The sequence below is a fragment of the Phycisphaera sp. genome (assembly GCA_025916675.1).
Taxonomy (GTDB): Bacteria; Planctomycetota; Phycisphaerae; order Phycisphaerales; family UBA1924; genus JAHCJI01.
On record CP098402.1, the window covers coordinates 2023948 to 2045224 of the forward strand.

23 protein-coding genes are annotated in these 21277 nt (G+C 66.0%); 4 read left to right on the forward strand and 19 right to left on the reverse strand.

Annotated features, from left to right (window positions below):
* Nucleotides 1-61: 61 nt before the first annotated feature.
* Nucleotides 62-1936, reverse strand: a complete 1875-nt coding sequence (locus NCW75_08680; protein ID UYV11377.1) for an ABC transporter ATP-binding protein/permease — start codon at nt 1934-1936, stop codon at nt 62-64.
* Between the two features lie 214 nt (nt 1937-2150).
* Here NCW75_08680 and NCW75_08685 point away from each other — a divergent pair, with 214 nt between their 5' ends.
* Both NCW75_08685 and NCW75_08690 read left to right on the forward strand, forming a co-directional pair.
* Nucleotides 2151-3608: a hypothetical protein gene (locus tag NCW75_08685; protein UYV11378.1), complete on the forward strand. Its 1458-nt coding sequence runs from the start codon at nt 2151-2153 to the stop codon at nt 3606-3608.
* Nucleotides 3609-3655: 47 nt separating this feature from the next.
* Nucleotides 3656-4585 (forward strand): hypothetical protein, encoded by a 930-nt coding sequence (locus NCW75_08690; protein UYV11379.1) that lies wholly within the window; start codon nt 3656-3658, stop codon nt 4583-4585.
* Between the two features lie 16 nt (nt 4586-4601).
* Here NCW75_08690 and NCW75_08695 read toward each other — a convergent pair whose 3' ends face one another.
* Nucleotides 4602-6344, reverse strand: coding sequence for a hypothetical protein (locus tag NCW75_08695; GenBank protein UYV11380.1), 1743 nt, complete (start codon nt 6342-6344; stop codon nt 4602-4604).
* 212 nt (nt 6345-6556) lie between these two features.
* Nucleotides 6557-7534 carry a hypothetical protein gene (locus NCW75_08700; protein ID UYV11381.1) on the reverse strand — a complete coding sequence of 326 codons (978 nt, stop codon included), beginning with the start codon at nt 7532-7534 and terminating at the stop codon, nt 6557-6559.
* A 151-nt stretch (nt 7535-7685) separates the two neighbouring features.
* On the opposite strand from NCW75_08700, the gene NCW75_08705 reads away from it, so the two are divergent.
* A complete protein-coding gene (locus tag NCW75_08705; GenBank protein UYV11382.1) occupies nt 7686-8537 on the forward strand; it encodes a hypothetical protein in 852 nt (283 codons plus the stop codon).
* A gap of 54 nt (nt 8538-8591) precedes the next feature.
* Nucleotides 8592-9401 (forward strand): GTP cyclohydrolase FolE2, encoded by an 810-nt coding sequence (gene folE2 / locus NCW75_08710; protein UYV11383.1) that lies wholly within the window; start codon nt 8592-8594, stop codon nt 9399-9401.
* Between the two features lie 239 nt (nt 9402-9640).
* On the opposite strand, the gene NCW75_08715 is transcribed toward folE2, so the two are convergent.
* The 16 genes from NCW75_08715 to rplE form a co-directional block, all read right to left on the reverse strand.
* Entirely contained in the window at nt 9641-10324 is a 684-nt protein-coding gene (locus NCW75_08715) for a hypothetical protein (protein ID UYV11384.1), read from the reverse strand.
* A gap of 511 nt (nt 10325-10835) precedes the next feature.
* Complete coding sequence (locus NCW75_08720; GenBank protein ID UYV11385.1) at nt 10836-11732, reverse strand: DUF2806 domain-containing protein; 897 nt, start codon at nt 11730-11732, stop codon at nt 10836-10838.
* A 327-nt stretch (nt 11733-12059) separates the two neighbouring features.
* The gene (rplQ, locus tag NCW75_08725; GenBank protein ID UYV11386.1) at nt 12060-12749 is read right to left on the reverse strand and encodes a 50S ribosomal protein L17; all 690 of its coding nucleotides are present in this window, start codon (nt 12747-12749) and stop codon (nt 12060-12062) included.
* A gap of 147 nt (nt 12750-12896) precedes the next feature.
* Nucleotides 12897-13907: a DNA-directed RNA polymerase subunit alpha gene (locus tag NCW75_08730; protein UYV11387.1), complete on the reverse strand. Its 1011-nt coding sequence runs from the start codon at nt 13905-13907 to the stop codon at nt 12897-12899.
* 201 nt (nt 13908-14108) lie between these two features.
* Nucleotides 14109-14486, reverse strand: a complete 378-nt coding sequence (gene rpsK / locus NCW75_08735) for a 30S ribosomal protein S11 (protein UYV11388.1) — start codon at nt 14484-14486, stop codon at nt 14109-14111.
* A gap of 125 nt (nt 14487-14611) precedes the next feature.
* Complete coding sequence (gene rpsM / locus NCW75_08740) at nt 14612-14989, reverse strand: 30S ribosomal protein S13 (protein UYV11389.1); 378 nt, start codon at nt 14987-14989, stop codon at nt 14612-14614.
* A gap of 38 nt (nt 14990-15027) precedes the next feature.
* Nucleotides 15028-15144 carry a type B 50S ribosomal protein L36 gene (gene ykgO / locus NCW75_08745; protein UYV11390.1) on the reverse strand — a complete coding sequence of 39 codons (117 nt, stop codon included), beginning with the start codon at nt 15142-15144 and terminating at the stop codon, nt 15028-15030.
* Nucleotides 15145-15236: 92 nt separating this feature from the next.
* A complete protein-coding gene (locus tag NCW75_08750) occupies nt 15237-16019 on the reverse strand; it encodes a methionyl aminopeptidase (protein ID UYV11391.1) in 783 nt (260 codons plus the stop codon).
* On the reverse strand, nt 16019-17425 hold the full coding sequence (secY, locus tag NCW75_08755) for a preprotein translocase subunit SecY (GenBank protein UYV11392.1): 1407 nt from the start codon (nt 17423-17425) through the stop codon (nt 16019-16021). Before secY ends, NCW75_08750 begins: the two co-directional genes overlap by 1 nt.
* Nucleotides 17426-17503: 78 nt before the next feature.
* Nucleotides 17504-18088, reverse strand: coding sequence for a 50S ribosomal protein L15 (gene rplO / locus NCW75_08760; protein UYV11393.1), 585 nt, complete (start codon nt 18086-18088; stop codon nt 17504-17506).
* 49 nt (nt 18089-18137) lie between these two features.
* On the reverse strand, nt 18138-18740 hold the full coding sequence (rpsE, locus tag NCW75_08765; protein UYV11394.1) for a 30S ribosomal protein S5: 603 nt from the start codon (nt 18738-18740) through the stop codon (nt 18138-18140).
* A 58-nt stretch (nt 18741-18798) separates the two neighbouring features.
* Nucleotides 18799-19161 (reverse strand): 50S ribosomal protein L18, encoded by a 363-nt coding sequence (gene rplR / locus NCW75_08770; protein UYV11395.1) that lies wholly within the window; start codon nt 19159-19161, stop codon nt 18799-18801.
* 75 nt (nt 19162-19236) lie between these two features.
* Nucleotides 19237-19788, reverse strand: a complete 552-nt coding sequence (rplF, locus tag NCW75_08775; protein UYV11396.1) for a 50S ribosomal protein L6 — start codon at nt 19786-19788, stop codon at nt 19237-19239.
* 56 nt (nt 19789-19844) lie between these two features.
* Complete coding sequence (gene rpsH / locus NCW75_08780; GenBank protein ID UYV11397.1) at nt 19845-20243, reverse strand: 30S ribosomal protein S8; 399 nt, start codon at nt 20241-20243, stop codon at nt 19845-19847.
* A gap of 94 nt (nt 20244-20337) precedes the next feature.
* Entirely contained in the window at nt 20338-20523 is a 186-nt protein-coding gene (locus NCW75_08785) for a type Z 30S ribosomal protein S14 (GenBank protein ID UYV11398.1), read from the reverse strand.
* A 50-nt stretch (nt 20524-20573) separates the two neighbouring features.
* Nucleotides 20574-21218: a 50S ribosomal protein L5 gene (gene rplE, locus NCW75_08790; protein ID UYV11399.1), complete on the reverse strand. Its 645-nt coding sequence runs from the start codon at nt 21216-21218 to the stop codon at nt 20574-20576.
* Between the last annotated feature and the right edge of the window lie 59 nt (nt 21219-21277).

A 21277-nucleotide genomic window follows, 5' to 3' on the forward strand; every position in this document is an offset into this window, starting at 1 on the left:
CCAACGGCGAGCCAACATGGTACCCGGTGGGCTATCGGCGTCAACCCGGCTGGACTTCGGTTTACCGGTCGTTCTCGGTGTCTTCGCCGCCCAGGAGCTGGGTGCGGGCCAGGTCCTGGTACAACTCGCAGCGGGCCATGAGCTGGTCGTGGGTGCCGATGTCGACGATCTTGCCGGCCGCAAGGACAACGATGCGATCGGCCCGGCGGACCGTGCTCAGGCGGTGGGCGACCACCACGGTGGTGCGGCCCTGGCTGAATTCGTCCATGGCCTCGTTGATGCGGGCCTCCGAGCCCGCGTCGATCATGCTGGTGGCCTCGTCGAGGATCAGGATGGCCGGATCTCGCAAGATCGACCGGGCGATCGCCAGCCGCTGCCGCTGCCCGCCCGAGAGCGAGGTACCCCGCTCGGCGATGGCGGCCTTCATGCCCCCTGGCATCTGCTCGACAAACTCGGTGGCGCGGGCCCGGTCGAGGGCGGCCTGCACCTCGGCATCGGAGGCGGTGGGCTTGCCATAGGCGACGTTGTCCCGCACGCTGCCCTCGAACAGCACGGTCTCCTGGCTCACCACGCCGATCTGCTTACGCAGGGAGCGGACCGAGACCTTCGTAAGGTCGTGGCCGTCGACGAGGACCGCCCCTTGCTCGGGGTCGTAGAGGCGGTAGAGCAAGCCGAGCAGCGTGGTCTTGCCCGAGCCGTTGGGGCCGACGATGGCGACGCGCTCGCCGTGCTCGATCGAGAGCGAGACGCCGTCGACCGCCGGCGTGCGCGCGCCGGGGTAGCGGACCGAGACGTTCTTGAGTTCGATGACCCGGCTGTGGCGTGGCAGGCGTTCGAGCCCGGCCTCGTGGCCGGGCTCGGTGCTGGCGTTGAGGAGTTCTTCGAGGCGTTCGGCCGCGCCGGCGGAGGTCTGCATGTCGTTGAGCAGGCCGGTGAGGGGCTTGAGGGCGGCACCGCCCAAGGCCAGGCCGGCGAGGACCTTCACAAAATCGGGCACTTCGAGGCGACCGTTGGTAATCGCCCAGAACGCCACAAGCACGAGGACCACCAGGATGAGGACCGTGAGCACCTCGACGAACGGCTTGGACAAGGCCCGGGCTGTGCGGGCCTTGAGCATCTGGTGGTACACACGGCGATTGGCCAGGCTGAAGCGGTGGGTCTCGCGGCGTTCGGCGGTGTAGGCCTTGACCACCCGCAGGGCCTGGGCGGCCTCGGTGGCGATGCTGAGCAATTGGGCGCGATGACCCATGGCAGCCTTCGATGCCTTCTTGATGCGACGCCCAAAGTAGCGAATGACGCCCCAGACCGCCGGCGCGATGATCAGGGCCAGCAGCGAGAGCTTCCAGTCGATGATGAACGCGAAAACGAGGGCACCAAGGCCCTTGGTGACCTGCGTGACGGCCTTGCTGAGCAGGGCCTCGAAGCCGTAGGCGAGCTGGTCCGCGTCGGCGATGAGGCGGCTGACGGCATCGCTGCCACCAACGCTGCCGGCAGAAGCGTCGGCCTGGCCGTCGCTCGAACCGCGCTGGGCGGCCAGCAGGGGCATAAAGAGCAGGGCCCGGAACGCCTGCCGGCGGACGCGCATGACCGTGCGATGCACCACGGTGAGGGCCAGGAACGAGTGGGTGAACTGGAACACCCCGGCAAACACCGCCAGCACGGCGATGAGGATGACCAGGAAGACGATGCTGGGCCAAGCATCCTGGGGCAGGCTGTCGACCAGCCAGGCTGGGAACTGCCAGGAGCCCTTGGCGTTGTGGTCGAGGGCCAGCTTCTGGAGGCCCTGTTGCTCTTTGAACAGGCCGTCGACGATGGGCGAGGAGGTCAAGAGGCCGATCGCCAGGCTACCGCCCGAGAGCACGGCGCACAGCAGCGCCAGGGCGATACGCCCCTTGAAGATGAGCATGAGCTTGGCGAGTCGCCAGAAGGCCGGCATGGGCTGGGAGTATTGCCTACCCCCACCGCTGGAGCAATGTTGGGGTTTAGTGCGAATAGGCTCCTGCTGGCCACGCATGGCACCCTGAAGGGGCCACCACGGGCCTTGGCCGCTGGGATAGGGGGCCCTGACGAAGAAGCGACAGGGTGGCGCGGCCTTTGCATGCACAATCGGTACCGCCCCGTGACTTGGGGCCAATCCGGAGGAGATGCTGATGTTCTCGAAGCCCAACCCGACCGACCGCCCGGCTCACCGCGAATCTGGCGGGATCGAATTCGACACCTTGGAGCCCCGCAAGCTGCTGAGCCACACCACCGGGCTCGACCACGCCCTGTACATGCCCGAGGGCTTTAGCGCCCCCAGCGTGGTGGAGGTGGTCGAACTGGCCTACGCCGACGACAGCGGTAGCGCCGACTGGGAGCTGTGGGCGCACTACGAGCGTGATGGCGCGGGCGACGAGATCACCCGCATCGCCCAGGGCACGCTGAACGCGGGCGACACCGATTCGGTCGCCGTGTGGGGCGACGGCGCGAGCCTGGTAAGGGCCGACGAGCCCTACAGCTTGGTGCTGCGCACGAGCGACGACGACATGACCGCGTTGCTGCGGCACAGCGACTTCGATGCCCAAACTGCCCAGCACTTCGTCGAGGTTGGCGATGACGACTTCGTAATCACCGGCCTGCGCCGCGACGACGCGGCCTCGCGCGACTTCGTCGTCTTCCACAACACCGGCGACGACAGCACAACCGTGCGGTTGGAGTTGGAAGACAACCGCGGCCGCACGTTCGTGTTCCAGCAGACCGTGCTGAGCGACCGGCGCGGCGGCTGGAACCTGCAGCAGATGGAGAACCTGCCACGGGGCGTGTTTACCGCGCGAGTGACCAGTGACAACATGCTCGTGCTCGCGGGCACGCGGTACGCCCTGGAGCGTGACGTGGCGACCATCGAGCTGCCCAACCGGACGCTGGCCGCGGCCGGCGCGCTGCTGAGCGCCGAATTCGACGGTGGCGGCGGCCCCGACGAGGACACCACGTTCTTCATTGCCAACCCCTCGGACGAGACGGTCGAGATCCGGTTCACGACGATCCAGCGTGACGACGGCCCCATCAGCGGCCCGGCGACATTCACTGCAACGGTCGGCGCCAATGACACGGCCAGCGTGTCGCTGCGGGATGTCGGCTTCAACGGCGGGGACGACGACTTCTCGATCGTGTACGAGGCGGACGCGGCGATCTCGGTCAGCGTCGTGACCGAGCGGCGGAGCAACCTGATCTTCACCCAGCCCGAGACGCGGGCGAGCGAGTCGTGGTTCTTCGATCAGGGCCTCATCGAGCGGCTCCGTAGCGATGAGATCCGCACCGAGGACGTGTACCTATTCAACCCGACGGCCATCTCGCAGGACGTGACCATCACCTTCACCTTCGCCGATGGCACGCGGATCGTCGAGACCAAGAGCCTGGATTCGCTGGAGGTCGAGGACGTGGACGGGCGGATCGACGACCTGTTCGGCCTGCCCATCGGCGGGCTGGCCTTCACGATCTCCATCGAGAGCACCGGGCCGCTGGTGGCGATGCTCGAGCACTGGGATCCGATCGATCGGGCGTCGCCGGCCACGAGCCATGGCGTGCCAACCGGCACGGTGCTGGATCTGGTCGGTATCGCGGTGTTCTGATCGGCCCGGTTCAGGCTCGCGGGCCATGGGACCGATACGCTTGGGTGATGAACAGCCATCGCCCGAGTGTTGTCATGTTGGTGTTCCTGGCCGGCCTCACGACCAGCCCTACCTGCGCGCAGGAGGATGCAGAACCGGAAGAGACCGCTGCGCTTCCCGAGGCCATCCGCAAGCTCCTCCTCGGTGCGAACGAGCCGGGCTCCGGTGGTACGGGCATGCTGGCCATCGAGGGCACGGTGCTGCCCGAGCGGCCCGGGCTGATCCGGCGGACACCCTACGGCGAGTGGGCGTTCGTGTTCATGGGCGACGACGGGCAGGCCAAGGCGATGGTGCTGCTGCCGTGCCGCCAGCTCGAACGACTGGTGGAATCGGTGGGCGAGCTCGAATCGCCCGCGGTGCGGCTGACCGGTGCCCTGACGGTATACGACCGCGTGAACTACCTCTTGCCGACGAACTACGCGGTCATCACCGCGCCCGTGGTCGCACCGGCCGATGCCGAGCAAGATGCGGACGGGCAGGGCGTCGATCCGCTCTCGCGGATCGACCCGGAGTTGCGGAAGATCGCCGAAGAACTCGAGTCGGGGCGTACGCGGGCTCGCTCATTGGAAGCCCCAGTGGTATCACCCCCAGCGGTACGAGAGGCGACCAACGGTGAGGCGCGGCCCCAGGGTGAGGCGGTCGAACGCGACGCGTTCCAGGAGGGTGATCGGCTGATCCGGCGCCGGGTCCGGCTCGAACGGCAGCGCGGTCTGTGGACGCTGCGGTTCGACCAGGACGCCGACGGCGCGGGTTTGGAGTCGCCACTGTTGGTGCTGCCGAACAGCTCGCTGCGAGCGATGGAGCAATCGGTCAACCGCTATGGCGACCAGGTCGCCTTCGAAGTGAGCGGGACCGTGTATCGATACGGCCGCCAGCCGTACGTCCTCATCACGATGCACTTCGTGCAGCCGCTCGAAGGGCTCAAGCCCAGGGGTTGACCGCACCCGGACCTGCTCAGCCGCCTGGCGGGATCTCGGCTGGTTGTTCGGCGGGCTGGCTCGATTCTGGAGGCGCGGCCGTTTCTGGAGTCGGCTCGGACTTGGGCTCGGGCAGGCCAAGGAGTGAGCGGGCCTGGGCGAATGCACGATCGCCAGCGGGGCCCTCGACGAACATCTTCCGTGTCGGCTGGCCCAGGATGGCTCGCACGGCGAGCGGGCGGCGGGCGAGTTCTTGTGCCGCTGCCAGCCGCTCGCCCACGGGCATAAAGCGTGCGAGTGCGCTCGTGATTGGCAGGGGTTCAAGGGCCGTTCCATCCGTTGGCGTGCTGAGTTCGAGCAGCGCAACACGGCGAAGGAGCGGGGCCCAGGGCTTGTGACGGGCGATGGCATCGGCGGCGTATTGCAGAAGAGCAGGGTCGGCCTCTGCCGCGACGAGCAGGTCTTCGACGTGCTGGGGCAGGGCGGCCAGGGCGTCCGCGGCGGCACGCCGGATCTCGGCACGATCTGAGAACAACAGCGACCGCACGGTGGTACGCCCCTGCTCTTTGCCGAGTTGTGCGAGCACGGCGACACCCGACGGGACCCACGCCGTGGATTCGTCGGCGTTGGCGATTGCCAGGATGCGCTCGGTCTGGTCGGGCGTGGGTGTGAATCCGGTGTTCACCAGGCTCTGCACGGCGCGCATGGCACCGGTGCGCGTGGGCTCGCCGTGTTCCAGCCAGCGCAGGACAGCGTCGATCGCCGCCGCGTCTGGCGAGCGGCGGAAGGCGCGCAGCATGACGGCGGCGACCTCGGGCTCGGTTTCCTTGCGCAGGGCAACGCTCAGGCGAGGCGCCGAACCCGCGGGCACGATGCGATCAACGAGCACCGCGGCGGCCTGGCGAATCTGGGCCTGCGGATCCTCGAGCAAGGCGATGAGGGCCGCAGCAACCTCGGGGCTCGGCAGCACGCCACGCTCGAGATCGCGGAGCAACAAATCCGTCGCGAGGAGACGGACGGCGGGCTCGGCGTCGGCGAGCATGGACGCGAGCACCGCGGGACGCTCGGAGGCTGGGAGAGCGGCGTACAGCCGGCGCGAAGAGTCGGTGAGTCTGGCCAGCAGTTCGCGCTCGCGCTCGGCCAAACGCTCCGCGCGAGCGCGCACGCCATCGGCCAGCATCGTCCGCCAGGCCAGCGGCGGCAGGTGCTGGTGGCGCGCGAACCACTGACGCCAGGCCTCGGGTGAGGCGGCGAGGTCTTCCCGGCCGGTCATGGCCATGAGTGCTTGCGCGACCGCACGCCGCTGGCCGTTGGTCGAGGCCTCGAGCCAGGCGATCAGGGCCTCGCACGATGCGGGCTCGAGCGAACGCGAGAGGATCCGTTGGCACGCCGAGCGGGCATCGCTCGAGATGCCATCGAAGCTCCAGCGGGCATCGCCGTTCTCACCATCGACGCGGAGGGTGCGCACGAGCGCGCCGGCCAGCGCTTCGGCGTCGGACTGCTCCTCGGCTGTCGCGTCGAGCAAGCGGAGCGAAGCGGCGGGCTCCTCGGCGAACCAGGACCTGGCGACCGAGAGGCCGGAATCGGTCGCGAACCGCTTGAGCACCTCGCGCGCGGCCTGGAGGCGGGCCGGTTCGTCGGCGGCCGATGCCAGAACGGCAATCGGATCGGACGCGGGCGTGGCGATTTCGCTGTTGCTCTTGCCCCGGGATTCGCCAACGGGCTGGAGGGCGGCGTGGGTGGTTGGGGCGCAGCACAACACGACCAGCACGGCTGGCACCAACCCCGCCCGCGATCGCAGACGGGACGCCCGTCCCCAAGTCGACCCATTCGGCATCATGTCAGCATACGCCCGCACCCCGGAATTGCCACGCTCGTAAGGCCTTGCCGCCACAAGAAATGCGGCCGATCGGCGACCGGCACGCGACTTCCATCGGCCAAGATTGGCCCGGGCCTGCACGCGGGAGGCTTATCTCGGTTCAGAAAGGTTGGTTAGATCTCAGGTTCTGGGTCTGGAGAAGTCCCACCGCGGGAGACGGTGGCGCGTGCCTCGACCGCCTGGTGGATGGCCTCGGCCTGGGGCCTGGGATCCCAGCAGCTCGCGCGATCCTCGCGATCCACGACCTCTCGGAGGGTGAGCAAGACCTGCGTGTAGGCGGCCCATCCGAAGGCGAGCACGACGAACAGCACCAGGGTGCTGGGGAGCCACACCAGATCGGGCGCGTCGTCCCACCCGTCCAAGGCGTGGGCGTAGGCCACTCCGAACAAAGTGGTCGCCGCGAACGCCAGTAGGCCCAGCGAGGCCGAGACAATCGCGATCAGCGCCAAGGTGAGGCCCGGCCGGGCGATCAGGTTGGCGGCGGCTCGCTGGATGGCGTCCGGGGCGTCGGCGTCGTTGGTGGCGATTGCCGGGATGGCCAGCAGCAGGAGGATCGTTGCGAGTGCCACGCTCAGCATCGCCGCAAAACCAAGAAGGGTCGCCAGCCCGCCGCCGAAGGAGCCGCCAATCCAGCCCCCCACCGCGATGGCGAGCCAGGTGGCCAGCATGATGCCGACCAGCGCGGAGACGTAGGTCGATACGCACAGACCGCAGCTCGCGAGCATCGTCGGGAAACGCCCCCAGACCTCCGCCCGCGTCGGACGGGCTGCGATCGTCCGGGCGATGGCGGTGCCGCACACGCACACGATCAGGACGAGCCAGGTGAGCTTGGCCCAGGCCCAGACGGTGCCCCAGAAGCCCTGAACGCCCATCCATGGCAGGAGTTCTTCGGCCGAGATCGGCAGCGTCCACGAGGCGGCAAGAGCGGCCAACCCCGCCAACGCGATCGTCACGGGATGGAAGGCCAGCCCGCCCGCTCGGAACACGAACGCGGTCGATTCGGCCAGTTCCGTCCACGAGCCGGGCTCGGCGACCGTCCACGGGTGGGCGGTTCGGTCGCTCTGGTCGTACTCCGGCGGACGGCTGGTCATCGTGGGTGATCCCCTCCAAACGATCTGGATGCTCCGATCCTTGGCCTGCCGGGGGTCGAAGTGGCCGCCGGGGCGGCAACAATCGTCTGTTGGGCATCGGTTTCCGCCCTACCGGCTTCGTGGTCGGGGCGTGGGGCCGACCGGAGCGACCATGATCGACGCAACCGTCCGCTGGATCCTCTACATCGTGGCGCTGGTCCTGATCGGCCCCGTCGCGGGCCTGCTCATGGGCCTCACCGATGGGCCCGATGGCTCGGCGGGCACGGCCGTGGTCTCGACCAGCCCGATCATCGGTGTGATATCCCTGATGCTCGGCTCGATCCTGGCTGCGGGCATCGGCGCTCTCGCGGCCTGGCGGTGCGGGCTGCGGCCCGGGCTCACGTGCGCTGGCATCGTCATGTGCTGGATGGCCGGGATGTCGGCCAGCACCGCTTCGGCCGTCTCGTCGACCGGCGATGGTCCCTGGGGTGCGTTCGTGGTCGAGGGCGTGCTGGTCGCCGTGTGCCTGGTGGGCATCGGTATCGCCGTTGCTCTGGCCGCCCAGCGGCACACGCCCCAGCCGGGCGAGCACATCACGCCCCAATCGGCCGAAGCGATGGAGACCGAGCACTCGCTCAGCTTCTCGGGTCGGTCGGTGGCGGCGGTCGTGATCGCCGTCGCGGCCGGTGGTGCCGCGGCCTGGGTGCTCGCGGTCACCGACCTCAAGGGCCAGGTCATCGCCGCCGCGGCGCTGGCGGCAATCGCCATCGCGGTGGTCGTCAAGCTGGTCGATCTCAAGACCCCCGCGCTGGGCGCGCTCGCGGCGGCGGCGCTGCTGGCCATCGCCGGCCCCGCCTACGCCATGGCGACCGTGCCCACCGACACCGCCCTCGCGGCCGCGTACGCCCAGGCGCTGCCCGGCATTGTTCGATTGACCCCGCTCGACTGGGCCGCCGGCACGCTGCTGGGCACGCCGATTGGCCTGGCGTGGGCGGCGTCGATCGTCAAGCGGGCCGAGAGCTAAGGGCCGCGTTCTTTCCCGGCATACTTGCCCGATCCGAGAGGTTCCCCTTTGACCATGACCCCCACCTCAGACACGCCCTCCAACTCGTCCATGCCCGACATGCAGTCGAGCGCCGACCCGCGTGAGATCGCCATCGACCGCGTGGGCGTGCGTGAGGTGGTGTACCCCATCAAGCTGCGGACCCGCGACGGCGGCGAGCAGGGCTCGATCGCTAAGGTCGGCATGTACGTCGCCCTGCCCCACACCCAGAAGGGCACGCACATGAGCCGCTTCATCGAGGTGCTCGAGGCCCACGCGTGCGAGCCGCTGACGCCCGAGATGTTCCCCGGCATCGCGCGCGCCATCCGCGATCGGCTGAACGCGCAGGAGGCCCACATCTCGGCCAGCTTCACCTACTTTATGAAGAAGAAGGCCCCGGTCACCGGCATCGAGAGCCTGATGGACTACGAGGTGACCTTCGAGTGTACCGCCAATGGTGACGACGATTTCGTGATGACCGTCGCCGCACCCGCCACGAGCCTCTGCCCGTGCAGCAAGGAGATCTCCGCCTACGGCGCCCACAACCAGCGCTGCGAGATCAAGGCCAGCGTCCGCTTCACCGGCGCCATGTGGATCGAGGATCTGGTCGAGATCTGCGAGGGTGCCAGTTCACTGGAAGTCTTCGCCCTGCTCAAGCGGCCCGACGAGAAGTACGTGACCGAGCACGCCTTCGATAACCCAAAGTTCGTCGAGGACATCGTGCGGGATCTGGCGATCGCGTTGGACGCGGATGATCGCGTGCGGTGGTACGCGATCAGTAGTGAGAACTTTGAGAGCATCCATAGCCATAACGCGTATGCGGAGCTGGAGCGGAGGAAGGGGTGATCCCTTCTCCCGAGCCGCGGGCGTGAGCACGCGGACAAACGCCCTCACGTGACCCCCAACTCCCCCCTCTGCGCCCTTTGCGACCTCTGCGTTGAAGATCTTGAACGCAGAGGTCGCAAAGGGCGCAGAGAGCAAAGCAAGGCGCTGCGCTCGGGGAGTGTTGCAAGATCCGCGCACGGCAACGGCCGGGAGCATCGCCCCCGGCCGCCACCGGACTCGGAGATTTCGAAGAACACAACTCAGGCCGCGAGGGTCGCGCCCTCCTGCTGGTTGCCCGGCACGCCCAGGAACACAACTTGCGGCGCCGTCCACGCGCTGTAGCGCGGCTGGCGGTCGGGGCTGCCGGCGCCGGCGGCGCCCTTCACCCCGCGGATGCGGTAGTAGGCCCTGGGCGTGCCGCTGGGCACGCCGGCGTCCAACGTCTCGCGGGCGGGCACGCTCGTGATTGTGGTCCAGCTCACCCCGTCGGTGAGGCTGCGCTGGACCTCATAGAACGTGCCCTGGGCCACCGAGCCCTCCCACCGGATGTCCACCGCGCCGCTGGTGCGCATCGACAACTCGATGTTCGTCGGCACGGCCGGCGGTGCGCTGGGGCTGGGGTCGGCGGGCTCGGGGATGCTGGCCGTGGCGTACACGCCCGGGTCCCCGGTGGTCTCGGCGTAGGCCTTGATCGTCGCCACGAGGGCGGCGCCGAGGTCGCGGAGCTCATCGGTGCCGGTGTAGTACTCTAAAGTCGCATCCTTGCTGCTCTGGCGGCTCGTTAAAGCCGTCTGATACAGCGAAGATGCACTGGCTGTTTTTCCAGCCAGCTCCGTGACGGCTTCAACCGAGAGGCCTATCGCGGTCGGATCAGCCTGCCACGAGGACAGGCGCTGGGTGAAGAACTGGATCAGTTCAGAACGTTTCGTCGGGAGTACCGACATGACTCGATTCCTTTCGAATCGTGGTTTCACCGCGGTCGGGGGACTCGGTGAGTCGCGTTCCCCTTCGTTGGCCTGAGCACGCGGCGACCCATCGCCACCGCTGTTCCAGGTTTCGGCGGTCCTGGAACCCGACTTTGGTCCGATTCCCAAAATTCGTCAAAATCATCACAACCGGCACGGCCGCCAGATCACCCAAACAAAGCCCACGACCCTACAAACCGGCCATTTCACGGCACAATCGCGTTTCGGCCGTCCGCATAACCCTTGTTCGAAATGATTTCGAAGGCCTTCGAAACTGTTTGAGGGGCCTTCGAAACCGTTTGAGAGACCTTCGAAGTAATTTCGCGGGCCTTCGAAATCGTTTGGGAGGCCTTCGAAAGAGTTTCGCGGGCCTTCGAGATTACTTGGGAAGGCTTCCAAATTATTTGAGGGCGCCTTGAGGAGCTTCGCAAAGAGTTTGGATAGGTACCGCAGGGTTGAGTCGAAAGTCCGAGCAGCTTCACGGTTGATCTCACTTCTGATCCGGGTTCACCACAACGGGCGAATGGTTTTTCCATCGATGTACAAGGTACTCAACAAAGCCATCGACCGGCGTCGGCGTACAGAATTTCATCAACTCGATTGCAGGAGCTGTGAATATAGCATAGCCAATAGGAATGCTCTGCTTGTGATCAGTTGATGTGACGTACTTGTAATCGTCAGAACTGTACAAAGTACACTGAATCACAGTCCCAAAGTATTCTAGCACAAATGATTCTGGCACATTCCTTTGATTGAAACCGGCAAAAGCGTCGTAGTGCAAGAGACCAATACTATCCAAGTGAGCCAAATCCTCGAAGTACAGGCCTGTATTCTCGTAGATGCCCTCGTCTTCGTCTACAAACGGAACAACATTTTCGTCGATGAGCACAGCAAAACGGCACAGCGTTTGAAAGGTCTCGGCTTCCGATTGGTCCATGTCACTGAGAAGATTGATAGCCCGTTTAGACACTGAACCAGGTGAGTTTGCTTCACCAGCAAGAATTTTGGCCCACAGCTCTTGCATCTGTTCACTCGAGACAACTCTGCATTTCTCAAAGAAGTTAACCACCCAATCGTCATCCATCTTGTTAGCGTCCGTGTCCGCTTGTAGTTTTGGAAATGCTTTCTCTGCAATCGATTCCATGTTCGCTTGCTTCTTGGCTTCTTCGCTAACAAACCGTCGCATCGCGCGTAGTTCAAGTTCCGAGATAGCAATCTCGTTCTCTGCGTGAATCAGTTCCGCCGCGGCCTCGGCTTTGGCGACCCTCTTGATCTGCCAAGGCTTGCATCCGCCTTCTATCGCACCAGAGATCTTCTCAATCAAAGTATTGATGGGCTTTGACAGACCGCTGAGGTTGACGGCTGAGATGGAGTTGTCGTCACTCATAGCTCGATGCTAGCCATCAATATACGATCATCGGCCGTCGACAACTGCTTGAGGACCCCCCCCAGCTTCGGAGACTCGGCAGCTCCCCCACTGGGAGCGGGGGAGCGGGTCGGAGGCGGCACGCTTTTCTTTACGAGCCGCTGGCGTGAGCCAGCGGACAAGACAGCACGACAGACTCCGGCGCGTCCTGTCCGCTGGCTCACGCCAGCGGCTCGTCAGGAAGTCCGGCTCCGACCCATTGCCTATTGCCCATTGCCAAATCCGGGCAAAAGAAAACCCACGCCAAAACGACGTGGGCTCGTTCCATTCCAGCGAAGCTGAGTCCCTTCAGGACTCGGACGACTCGCCCGAGCCCTCGGACTCCTCGGACTTCGGCTCGGCCGTCGCCGTCGCGGCGGCCTTGTCCCCACCACGCTCCTTGCGGAGCTTCGCGTTGTACGCCGAACGCTTGTCGGCCTGGCGGCGGCGGCGGCTGGGGTTGCCGCCGATCTCGGGGCCCTCCTCGGCGCCGACGAACTGGATCACGCACATCTCGGTGGCGTCGCCCAGGCGGTGGTAGCCGATGCGGACGATGCGGGTGTAACCGCCCTGGCGGTCCTCGAAGCGGGGGGCCACGTTCTCGAAGATGTGGCGGACCAGCTTGGGGGCCTTGCGAAGCTCGCCGTAGCGGTTGCGCTCGACCTGGTCGTCGCTTGGGATGTCGAAGAACTTCTCGGTGCGCTCGCGCTGGTCGGCCACGCGCTGCTTGGCGGCCTCGTCGGCGTTCTTGGGCGTGTAGAGCCAGTCGAAGGCCTTGCGGTCCCGGCCGAGGATGGCGATGACCTGCCGGCGGCTGTGGAGGTCGCCCTTCTTGGCCTTGGTGATGATCTTCTCGACCATCGGCTGCAGGGCCTTGGCCTTGGGCACGCTGGTGACGATCTGCCCATGCTCGAAGAGCGAGGCGGCCATGTTGCGCAGCATCGCCTGGCGGTGCGTGCGGGTGCGGCCGAGCTTGAAGCCTGCTTTACGGTGGCGCATGACGGGAGTCCTTCACGGAGCCGGGAAGACCCGGGGGGAACCAAACAGCCGACGGGAGCGATCACCGCTGCCGAACGGGTCGAGATTCTAGCCCACCCTGCCCATCAGGACAAAGCGAGTGTGAGCCCGGAGGGCTCTACGGAGCGCTCAGAGCTGAACCACCTCTGGGGCGTAGCCCTCGGGCAGGTCCATGCCGAGCTCCAGGCCCATCTCGGTGAGCTTCTTCTTGACCTCGCGGAGGCTCGTGCGGCCGAAGCTGCGGAGCTTGAGCAGCTCGCTCTCGGTCTGCATGATGACCGAGCCCACGGTGTAGAGCTTGGCGCTCTCCAGGCAGTTGCTGGCCCGGACGCTGAGCTCGAGCTCGCTGATGGGCTGGTTGAGCTTGCGGATGAGACCCTCGTCGACGCCCGCGGCCGCGGCGGCCTCCTCGCTGACACGCTCCTGGCCCAGCTCGAAGTACTGGACGAAGGGGTTCAGGTGCTTGCGTAGGATCTTGCCGGCCTCGACCAGGGCCATCTCGGGCGTCAGCGTGCCGTCGGTCCAGATGTCCATGGACAGCTTGTCGTAGTTGGTCCGCTGGCCGACGCGGGTGTCCTCGACGTGGTAGCGCACGCGGTGGACGGGGCTGAAGATCGAGTCGACGGCGATCAGGCCGATGTCCTGCTCGTCGCGGCGGGCGAGGTGCTCGTTAGCGGGCACGTAGCCGCGGCCCTTGGAGACGTGCAGCTCCATCTCGAAGTCGATCTCGCTGGTGAGCGTGCAGAGCACCAGGTCCTTGTTAACGATGGTGACGTTGGTGTCGGCCTCGATGAGGTCGGCGGTCACCTCGCCCGGGCCCTGGGCGGCCAGGTGCATGACGCGGGGCTCGTCGCCCTCGAGCTTCAAGACAAGATTCTTGATGTTCAGGACCAGATCGGTCACGTCCTCGAGCACGCCGGGTAGCGTCTCGAACTCGTGGCTGGCACCCTTGATCTTGACGGCGGTGACGGCCGCGCCCTCGATGGAGCTCAGCAGGATGCGGCGGAGGCTGTTGCCGATGGTCGTGCCGAAGCCGCGCTCGAAGGGCTCGACACTGAAGCGACCAAAGGTGGTGTTGTTGAACTTGGGATCAGAGACAACGCGATTGGGGAGTTCCAGGCCACGCCAGCGAACGCGCATAGGTCTACCTCTTTTGTGCTGGCGGCACGTGCCGGAACGGGGGCAAGCCTGCTCGATTCACGGAACGCTCACCGGCGCCGCCAGCAATGGGCCGGGTGGTTCCTTCTGTTCGAGGGCCTTGGAAGCGGTCGCGATCCTGTTAGGGAACGCGGCCGGAAGTTCGAGTCGGCGAAGCGGCGTTAGACGCGACGCGAATTGGTCTTAGACGCGACGCTTCTTGGGGGGCCGGCAGCCGTTGTGGGGCACGGGGGTGTGGTCCTCGATGGCGGTCACGCGGACGCCGGTGGAGACCACGCCGTTGACGGCGGCCTCGCGCCCGCCGCCGGTGCCGCGGATGCGGACCTCGGCCTCGCTCATGCCCATCTTGCGGACCTTCTGGCCCACGCTCTCGCCCGCGCGGGTGGCGGCGAAGGGCGTGGCCTTGCGGGCGCCCTTGAAGCCGATGGTGCCGGCCGAATCCCAGGCGAGGGTCTCGCCGTTGGTATCGGTGATGGTGATCATCGTGTTGTTGTTGGTCGCCTTGACGTGGATGATCCCACGGACGACGTTCTTCCGAATCTTCTTGGTCTTCTTCGCCATCGAGTCATCGCTCCAGTTGCTTCCACTTTGGGTTCCCAGTGAAGACCGGGCTGGAAGCTCGCGAATGGTGTCGGTTCTGAACTAGTGCCTGATGCCTGATCCCCAATGCCTGCGGCGCACGCCGCTTAGCCCTTGACGCCCTTCTTGCCGGCCACGGTCTTCTTGCGACCCTTGCGGGTGCGAGCGTTGCAGCGCGTGCGCTGGCCTCGGCTCGGTAGGCCGCGGCGGTGACGCTCGCCGCGGTAGGCCCGGGTGTCCTTAAGGCGTTGGATGTTCTGGCCGACCTGGCGACGCAGGGCACCCTCGACGATGTAGTTACCGTCGATGATCGCACCGATCTGGGCGACCTCCTGCTCGGTCAGGTCGTTGGCGCGACGGTTGGGATCGATCTGGGCCTCGCCCAGCACGTCCATCGCGAACTTCGGGCCGATGCCATGCACGTACTGCAGGGCGTAGTAGATCTTCTTGCGATCGGGGATGTCAATACCTGCAATACGCGGCACGTGTGTGCTCCCTGGCCCTTGGCCAATTCAGCCGACAATCAGCCCTGGCGCTGCTTGAAGCGGGGGTTCTTCTTGTTGATGATGTAGACCCGGCCGCGACGGCGGACGATCTGGCAGTCCTTCGACCGCCTCTTGACGCTTGCTTTCACCTTCATCGGCCACCTCGCTCAAGTCAATACTATCACTCGCCCGGACCCAGCCCGGTGCGAAGGGGATTGTACCCCGCTGCGGTCGCAGAGTCACCAAATCATGAAGCCCCGAGCACGCGAGTTTGTTCGTTTTCCACGACGATCATGGCTTCGCGGGCCACCGCAGGCGATCCGTCTGCCGTTCGGATGGCCCAACCATCCTCCGAATCGACTGTCCCGCCAGACCCCGAGGTGATGGCCGGCTCGAGCGTAAAGACCATGCCCGGCCTGAGAATCACCGGCGGGTCCGATGGCTTGGGTACAAGCGGCAGCGCAGGCAGTTCATGGGGAGCCAGACCGATGCCGTGACCGGCGAGTCCTTGGACAAGCCTTACATCGTGGGCCTCCGCGGCACCGGCCATCGCGGCGGCAACATCGCTCCAGGCCACACCGGGCGCGATGGCCTTCAGGCCGGCCTGCCAGACGGCGTCGAGGGCGTCCAGCAGCGGATGCCCCCCACCACCGACGACGACCGTGTCGGCCACGTCGGCATGCCAGCCGTCGAGCGAGAGCATGAGGTCGATGGTGGCGAGTTGGCCGGTTCGGAGCGGCTGCTCGTCGGGAAGGGCGTGGGCGATGGTGTCGTCGGTGCTGACCGCGCAGGCGTGACCAAATGGCTGGCCTTGGTCGCCGATCACATCGACCATGACGGGCTTGGCACCAGCCAACTCGATGCGCTCCAGGCACACCGAAGCCAGTTCGAGCGGCAGAACACCCGACCGAGCTTGGGCGAGTAGTTCGTCGAGCACCAAGCGCGCAAGAAACGCCGCGCCCGAGAGCGCGGCGATATCGGAATCGGAGTAGAGCTGCGGCCCGCGGAGCTTTCGCGCGGCCGGGGGCATTACCTGGGCCCGCGGAGCTTGGGCCCCTTGCCCGTGCCGTCCTGCCCGCCGAGGAACCCGGCGTAGTTGCGCATCAGCAGGTTGGCCTCGATGCGTTGGACGAAGTCCAGGATCACCGCGACAACGATGAGCAAACCCGTGCCGCCCAGGAACTGGGTGACGTGGAAGGGGACGCCCATGCCCACGCTCACCAGCATCGGCAGCACCGCGATGACCGCGAGGAAGGCACCACCGACGTACGTCAGGCGTTCCATCACCGCTTCGAGGTACTCGGCGGTTCTCGGCCCGGGGCGCAGCCCGGGGATGAACGAGCCGTGGTCGCGCATCTGCTTGCTGATCTCTTCGGGGTTGAACTGGATGGTGATCCAGAAGTAGCTGAAGAAGTACACCATGATGACGTGCAACATGATGTAGGGGAACTGGCCGTAATTGAGCGCATCGCCGAACCAGTTGGACAGCGTGAACAGGATGCCGCCCTGCTGCTGGGTGGCCTCGGAGATGCCGCTGAAGATGACCGAGGGGAAGATCATCAGCGAGCTGGCGAAGATGATGGGCATCACGCCGCCGTGGTTCACGCGCAGGGGCAGGTAGCTGCGCTGCCCGCCGTAGGTGCGCCGGCCGCGCGTGTGCTTGGCTTGCTGGATCGGGATGCGTCGCTGGGCGACGGTCATGAGCACCGAGCCCGCAACGACGGCCACGAAGCCCGCCACCAGCAGGATCACGCTCATCCAGTTCAGGCCATCGGGCTTGGATGGATCGAAGTTCTGGTACACCCAGGTGACCGCCGTGGGCATGCCGGCCAGGATGCCGCCCATGATGATCATGGACATGCCGTTGCCGATGCCAAAGCGGTCGATCTGCTCGCCGAGCCACATCAGGAAGACCGTGCCCGCGGTGAGCACCGTGACGCCCATGACCCACCACAGCGGGCTGACCCGCCATTGGGCGTAGACCATCATCTCTCCACCGCCGCCGGGCTGGCGAGAGATGTAGTACAACCAGCCGATGGCCTGAACGATGCACAGGCCGACGGTGGCGTAGCGGGTCCATTCCTGGATCTTCTGCTGGCCCGTGGGCCCCTCATCCTTCAGGGCCTTGAGGGCAGGGACGACCGAGCCCAGGAGCTGGAAGATGATGGCCGCCGAGATGTACGGCATGATGCCCAGGCCGAAGATGGTCGACTGGGACATCTGCCCGCCGCTGAACACCGAGACGTAGTTCATGAGGCGGCCGGCCGCACCGCCTTCGTCTTGCTGGAGCTGGAAATACGACGCCAACGCGGACTGGTTGACGCCCGGCAGCGGGATCCACATCCCGATGCGATAGACCGCGAGCATGCCCAGGGTGAAGAGCACCTTGGTGCGCAGCTCGGGGATGCGGAACACGTTGAACAGGGCCTGGATCATCGATCCTCCGCCGACACTCGGCAGCCGGCCCCGTCCGAAGCCGGCCGCGCGGCCGGCCAGAGGGGACGGCCCGAGGCGTTACTTCTTCTTGCTGTTCGCCGCCTGGCGACGCTCGAGATTCGGGCGACGCAGCTTCTTCGTGAGGTTCTTGGGGGTCTTGTCGTCGCTGTTGCGATCGATGCCACGGACGCGATCGCGGCGTGTGCCGGTCTCGGTCACGCTGCCTCCAGCGTCCTCGATCAGCTTGCGGGCCTGCCCGCTGACTCGGCTGACGTTGAACGTGAGCTCGGTCTTCAGGCCGCCCTCGGGCACGTTGCCCAGGATCTTGACGTCCCGACTGGTGTCGCGGATGAGGCCGGCCTTGATGAGGGCCTCGGCGTCGACGGTGCCGCCGTTCTTGAAGTCCTCGTGCTCGACGATGTCCTTGATGTTGACGATCCAGAACAGCGTCTTGAACTTGACGTTCGTGAAGCCGAACTTGGGCATCGTGCGGAACATGGGCATCTGCCCGCCCTCGAACTGGTGGAGGGTCGAGTGGCCGCGACGGCTGCCGGCACCCTTCTGGCCGCGACCGGCGCGCTTGCCGCCGCTGGCGGGGCCGCGACCGACGCGCTTGCGCTGCTTGTAGCGTCCGGCTTGGGCGGTGATCTCGTGAATCATCATGGCTGCAATACTCCGTGGCCCGCCCGTGGCGTCGGCCCTTCGAGATCAATCAGTTGCTGTTGTCCTGGTCGCCTTCGGTGGCGGCCTCGGCCGTCTCCGAAGACGTGCCGATGCCCGCACCGGTGAGCGAGCGGGCACGCTCGATACGCTGCTCGATCACCGAATCGTCGAGTTCCACGCCGCGGCGTTCGGCCACGTCGGAGACCAGACGCAGCCGGGCCAGGCCGTCGATGGTCGCCTTGACCACGTTGAGCTTGTTGCTCGAGCCCAGGCTCTTGGTGATGCAATCGTTGTAGCCGGCCATCTCGAGCACGGCGCGGACGGTGGCGCCCGCGACGATGCCCGTACCCGGCGTGGCGGGGATCAGGCGGATCTTGGAAGCCGAGAACTTGCTCTCGACCTCGTGGGGCACGGTGGTGCCCAGCCGCTTGACGCTCACCATGCCGCGGCGGGCCTTGCGCTGGGCCTTCTCGATGGCCACCGGCACCTCGGTGCTCTTGGCGTAGCCGTAGCCCACCTTGCCCTGGCGATCGCCCACGACCACGAGCGCTCCAAAGCTGAAGCGGCGGCCACCCTTCACCGTCGCGGCGGTGCGATAGATGTTGACCGTGGTCGATTCGATCTGTCCGGATTCGTCGATCATCTCAGGCATTCAGAGCCCTCGTTTCCAAAACTGCGGGTCGGCCTTGAGCGGGCCGGCCCGGATTGCGTCAGAATTTCAATCCGCCCTCGCGAGCCGCGTCGGCTAGCGCCCGGACCCGGCCGTGGTAGCGGAAGCCGCCACGGTCGAAGACCACCTTCTCGATGCCCTTGGCCTTGGCCCGCTCGGCGATGAGCTTGCCAACGGACTTGGCGGCCTCGGTGTTCCCGGTGCCGTCGCCGCTGTAGCCCTTGTCCATCGTCGAGGCGGCGCACAGCGTCGTACCGTCCAGGTCGTTGACCACCTGGGCGTAGACGTGCCGCAGCGAGCGATAGATGCACAGGCGTGGGACGGTGCCCGTGCCCGAGACACGCTTGCGGATGCCGGTGCGACGGCGGGTCCGGCGGGTTTGCTTGGCTTTCTGCCTGTCCATTGCGTCAGAACCTCAAAGAGAACCGGGACAACTTTCGAGCCCAAAAAGGGCCCACGGGAGACGAACCAGCCGGCATCACGCGCCGGCGGTCTTGCCCTCCTTGCGGATGATCGTCTCGTCGCTGTACTTGATGCCCTTGCCATTGTACGGCTCGGGCTTGCGAACGGCGCGAACCTCGGCGGCAAACTGGCCCACGGCCTGCTTGTCGTGGCCCGAGACCGTGACGCTCTGCTTCTCGACCTTCACGTCCACGCCCTGGGGGATGTCCTTGAAGATCGGGTTGGCAAAGCCCACGATCAGCTTCAGGCGGTTGCCCTCGACCGCGGCGGTGTAGCCCACGCCGTTGACCTCGAGCACCTTGGTGTAGCCGGTGGTGACACCCACGATGTTGTTCTCGACGATCGAGCGGGAGGTGCCCCAGAGGCTCTTGGCCTGGCGGTCGCCCTCCTTGCCCTCGGGCACGGCGAAGGACAGCGTCTGGGCGTCCTCATCCCACGCGATGCTCACCATGGGGTGGACGTCATGGGAGAGCGTGCCCTTGGAGCCCTCGACGCGCACGGTCTGGCCGCTGACGCCAACCTTGACGCCCTTGGGCACGGAAATGGGCTTCTTGCCGATGCGTGACATTTCGAATCAACCTCCTCGGTCGGCCAGCCGTCTGGCCGCCGTTGGCACTTGCCTTCTTACTGCACCACCGCCAGCAATTCGCCGCCCACGCGCTCGTTGCGGCACTTGCGATCGCTCATGACGCCACGGCTCGTGGACACCACGGCGATGCCCATGCCCTGCAGCGGTCGGGGCAGCTTCTCGACGCTGCTGTAGACGCGGCGGCCCGGCTTGCTCACCCGGGTGAGCGAGGCGATCAGGGGCTCGCCGGCGGCGCCGTATCGCAACGACACGCGGAGCAGGCCCTGGCGGCCATCCTCGACGACTTCGAAGCCTTCGACGTAGCCCTCGTCCTGGAGGACCTGGGCGACACCGCGGCACACCTTACTGTTCAGGCAGTCCACACGACGGGAGCGATTGCGCAACCCATTGCGGATTCGCGTGAGCATGTCCGAGATCGGATCGTTCACTGACATCGTTTCCGATGACCTCCTGCCGGGCCGTTGGGCCCGAGCCTTCTTCCCTGCTCGCCGTCTGCTGCGGCGTATCAGCCTGCGTTCTGGACTCGATTCACCAACTGGCCTTGCGCATGCCGGGGATCTTGCCCTCGTGGGCCAGCTTCCTCAGCATGATGCGGCTGATGCGAAACTTGCGGTACACCCCGCGAGACCGGCCCGTGAGCTCGCAACGGCGAACCTTCCGAGTCGAGAACTTGGGTGTCTTATTGCTCTTTGCGACCTGTGCCTTGGTTGCCATACTTCTGATTCACTCCCGACGGCCCGGCGGCCATCTTGGTATTTCTTCTCTCAGCTCGCCTTCTTCTTGGGGGGCGTGGGCTTGCGGAACGGCATGCCCAGGCTCTCCAGCACGGCTCGGCTCTTGGCCTTGTCGGAGTTGCGGAAGACGAAGTTGATGTTCATGCCGTGCGTGAAGTTCACGTTGGCCATGTTGATCTCGGGGAACACGCCCTGCTCGTTGAGGCCCAGCGAGTAGTTGCCCGCCTTGTCGAACGAGGTCTCCGAGAGGCCGCGAAAGTCCTTGATACGGGGGGTGGCTAGGTTGATGAACCGGTCCAGGAAGTCCCACATCCGGTCGCCCCGCAGGGTGACCATCGCCGCGGTCTCCATGCCCTCGCGGACCTTGAAGTTCGAGACGCTCTTCTTGGCCTTGACCACGACGGGCTTCTGGCCGGTGATCTGGGTGAGCGTGTCGATGACCGTGGCGCGGATGTTGGGCGGCAGCTTGGGGCCGTCCAGGAAGCGTCCCATGTTCACGTTCAGCACGATGCGATCGAGCACCGGCATGGCCATGGGGTTGGCCACGCCGAACTGCTTGGTCACCTCGGGGCGCGCCTGGTCCATGTACTGCTGGCGCAGTCGTTGGGGTCCCTCGCGCTTCGCGGCGGCCGCCTGGATGGCGGGATCGTCTTTGTCGGGCTTGTTCTTAGCCATCGGTCAAATCCTTCCAACGAACCGTGCGGTTTGAGGCCGCCGTGCTGCTTCCCATCGGG